General features: G+C 69.4%; 2 protein-coding genes and 1 pseudogene. All 3 read right to left on the minus strand.

Going from position 1 to position 3149, the window contains the following annotated elements; translation table 11 throughout:
- A pseudogene (locus B7P34_RS37005) lies at positions 1 to 263 on the minus strand (hypothetical protein); the annotation flags it as partial.
- Entirely contained in the window at positions 248 to 1264 is a 1017-nt protein-coding gene (locus B7P34_RS35570; protein WP_435693999.1) for a ParA family protein, read from the minus strand. The pseudogene B7P34_RS37005 and the gene B7P34_RS35570, both read right to left, overlap by 16 nt.
- Positions 1265 to 1729: 465 nt before the next feature.
- Positions 1730 to 2845 (minus strand): alanine dehydrogenase, encoded by a 1116-nt coding sequence (ald, locus tag B7P34_RS35575; RefSeq protein WP_106682247.1) that lies wholly within the window; start codon positions 2843 to 2845, stop codon positions 1730 to 1732.
- Positions 2846 to 3149 lie beyond the last annotated feature (304 nt).

Genomic DNA, 3149 nt, shown 5'->3' on the forward strand with positions numbered 1-3149 from the left:
GCGGGGCGCTCCTGCGCGCTCGCAGGGCGGCGCTCGGGGGCGTTCTCCCGGTCGGCCGCGGCGGCGGCACCGCGGCCGCCGTGCTCGGTGCCCGCTGCGGCGGCGCCGCCTTCGGACGTCGTCTCGGAGTCACCGGCCGGGCCGGGCACCCGCGGGCCGCCCTCCCCGTTCGCCTGCCGGCGGGGGGAGGAGGACTGCAGCCCGGACCCCCCGGTCGTACGGAACAGTTCGTCGGCGCCGGGCAGACTCACTCGGCGTGACACCGGGCGAGCACCTCCCTGGCGAGCTGTCGGTAGGCGGCGGCACCCACGGAGTTGGACGCGTACGTGGTGATCGGCTCGCCCGCGACGGTGGTCTCGGGGAAGCGGACCGTACGGCCGATGACGGTGTGGTAGACGTGGTCGTCGAAGGCCTCGACCACCCGGGCGAGGACCTCGCGGCTGTGCACGGTCCGCGAGTCGTACATGGTGGCGAGGATGCCGTCGAGCTCCAGGTCGGGGTTGAGCCGCTCCTGGACCTTCTCGATCGTCTCGGTGAGCAGTGCCACACCGCGCAGCGCGAAGAACTCGCACTCCAGCGGCACGATCACCTTGTGAGCGGCCGTCAGGGCGTTGACGGTGAGCAGGCCGAGCGAGGGCTGGCAGTCGATGACGATGTAGTCGTAGTCGGCGAGCAGCGGCTTGAGGGCGCGCTGGAGCGTCGACTCGCGGGCCACCTCGCTGACGAGCTGGACCTCCGCCGCTGACAAATCGATATTGCTGGGCAGCAGGTCCATGTTGGGCACGGCCGTCTTGAGGAGGACCTCATCGGCCGACATGCCCCGCTCCATGAGGAGGTTGTAGACCGTCAGATCCAGCTCCATCGGGTTGACGCCGAGGCCGACGGAGAGCGCGCCCTGCGGGTCGAAGTCGACGAGCAGTACCCGGCGTCCGTACTCGGCCAGGGCGGCACCCAGGTTGATGGTCGAGGTGGTCTTGCCGACCCCGCCCTTCTGGTTGCACATCGCGATGATCTTCGCGGGGCCGTGGTCGGTCAGCGGTCCGGGGATGGGGAAGTACGGCAGGGGACGCCCGGTGGGGCCGATGCGCTCGCGGCGCTGCCGGGCAGCGTCGGGCGCGAGGGTGGCCGCGTACTCGGGGTCGGGCTCGTACTCCGCGTCAGGGTCGTAGAAGTGCCCGTCGGGCACGTCCTCGTAGTCGGCGAGCCGCGCGGGATCGGAACCGCCGCGGTCGCCGGCCATGGCGTTCACGTGATGGCCGTCCATGCTCTGGTGGGCTGTCGGTGTGCTCTGGATGCTCTGGTGTGCCGCGAAGGTGTGGACAGCGACGGAGCCGACAGCTTCGAGTCCCCTGGGACTCTGGCCCTGCGCAGACATTCCTGGGTGACCACCCCCGGGAGCAAATGTCGACTCATTCACAAGTCGTCCTACCTCCTTGGTGACCAGGAAACATCTAGATAGGTCAGCGTTGCACCATGCCGACGGTTGGCGACTCTATGGCGTGTCGGCGGTTCGCAGCAACACAATCCGCCGGAGACGGCACGATGTGTCGGCAATCGAACAGGCTTCTGTCAAGGGTCTGCGGCCCACAACCCGGAAGTTTCGCGGGCGGGTGACCGGCCGTCGAATCCCGCCGCGAAGCGGGTGGGAACCGGGTGAAAACGGCCCCGGCCGGACCTTGCTCAACAAGGCCCGGCCGGGGGTGCGCTCTTGGCGTGTCGTGTTGACGACTCAGCCGAGGAGGGTGCTCAGTTCGACGAACGGCAGGCCGTGCGCCTCGGCGACGGGGCCGTAAACGACCTGACCCTCGTGGGTGTTGAGACCCTTGGCGAGGGCGGCGTCACGGCTGAGCGCCTCCTGCCAGCCGCGGTTGGCCAGCTCCACGATGTAGGGCAGCGTGGCGTTGGTCAGCGCGTAGGTGGAGGTGTTCGGCACCGCGCCCGGCATGTTGGCGACGCAGTAGAAGACCGAGTTGTGGACCTCGAAGGTCGGCTCGGCGTGGGTGGTCGGACGCGAGTCCTCGAAGCAGCCGCCCTGGTCGATCGCAATGTCGACAAGTACACTTCCGGGCTTCATCTTGGCGACGAGCTCGTTGGTGACCAGCTTCGGGGCCTTGGCACCCGGGATGAGGACGGCGCCGATGACGAGGTCGGCCTCGACGACGGCCTTCTCCAGCTCGTAGGCGTTGGAGACGATCGTCTGCACCTTGGTGCCGAAGACCTTGTCCGCCTCGCGGAGCTTGTTGATGTCCTTGTCGAGCAGGGTGACGTGGAAGCCCATGCCGACGGCGATCTGCGCGGCGTTCCAGCCGGAGACGCCGCCGCCGATGACGACGGCCTTGCCGGCCGCCGTGCCCGGGACGCCGCCCGGCAGGACGCCGCGGCCGCCGGCCGAGCGCATCAGGTGGTAGGCGCCGACCTGCGGGGCCAGCCGGCCCGCGACCTCGGACATCGGGGCGAGCAGCGGCAGCGCGCGGTTGGCGAGCTCGACCGTCTCGTACGCGATCGCCGTGGTGCCGGACTGCAGCAGGGCGTCGGTGCACTCGCGGGAGGCGGCGAGGTGCAGGTAGGTGAAGAGGGTCTGGCCCTTGCGCAGGCGGTGGTACTCCTCCGCGATGGGCTCCTTGACCTTCAGCAGCAGGTCGGCGGTGGCCCAGACCTCGTCGGCCGTGTCCAGGATCGCGGCGCCGGCCGCGACGTACTCGGCGTCGGTGATGGACGAGCCCACACCGGCGTTCTTCTCGACGAAGACCTGGTGGCCGTTGCGCACGAGCTCATGCACGCCGGCAGGCGTGATGGCAACGCGGAACTCGTTGTTCTTGACCTCGCGGGGGATGCCGACCTTCACGTCGATCACGGTCCTTGAATCAGAGAAATACAGGCTATTCCGGAAATGCGGGGGCACACCAGAGCAGACCGCGGCGACCGCGGCCCGACCAGTCTAATGAAGGATCCTTCGCTGTCTAGCCTTGCAAAGAGTCAATTTTTTGGAAGACCACTACCGGTTTCGCAGGTAACCCCTCGGGGGTGCCTCAGTCCGGGGGTGCCATCCTGGTGCCGGGCACCTCGGGCTCGGCCGGCGCGGGGAGGGGCACTATGGCGCCGCCCGGCGCCGCGGCGGGGGCCGCGGGCCCGGCGGGGGCGGAGGCGAC

Origin of the sequence: Streptosporangium nondiastaticum (genome assembly GCF_003011965.1) — a bacterium.
Lineage (GTDB): Bacteria > Actinomycetota > Actinomycetes > Streptomycetales > Streptomycetaceae > Streptomyces > Streptomyces nondiastaticus.

What these genes read in the sequence shown, in the direction of transcription:
- B7P34_RS35570 (WP_435693999.1), bottom strand. Translation starts at nt 1,264, where the DNA reads ATGGACGGCCATCACGTGAACGCCATGGCCGGCGACCGCGGCGGTTCC.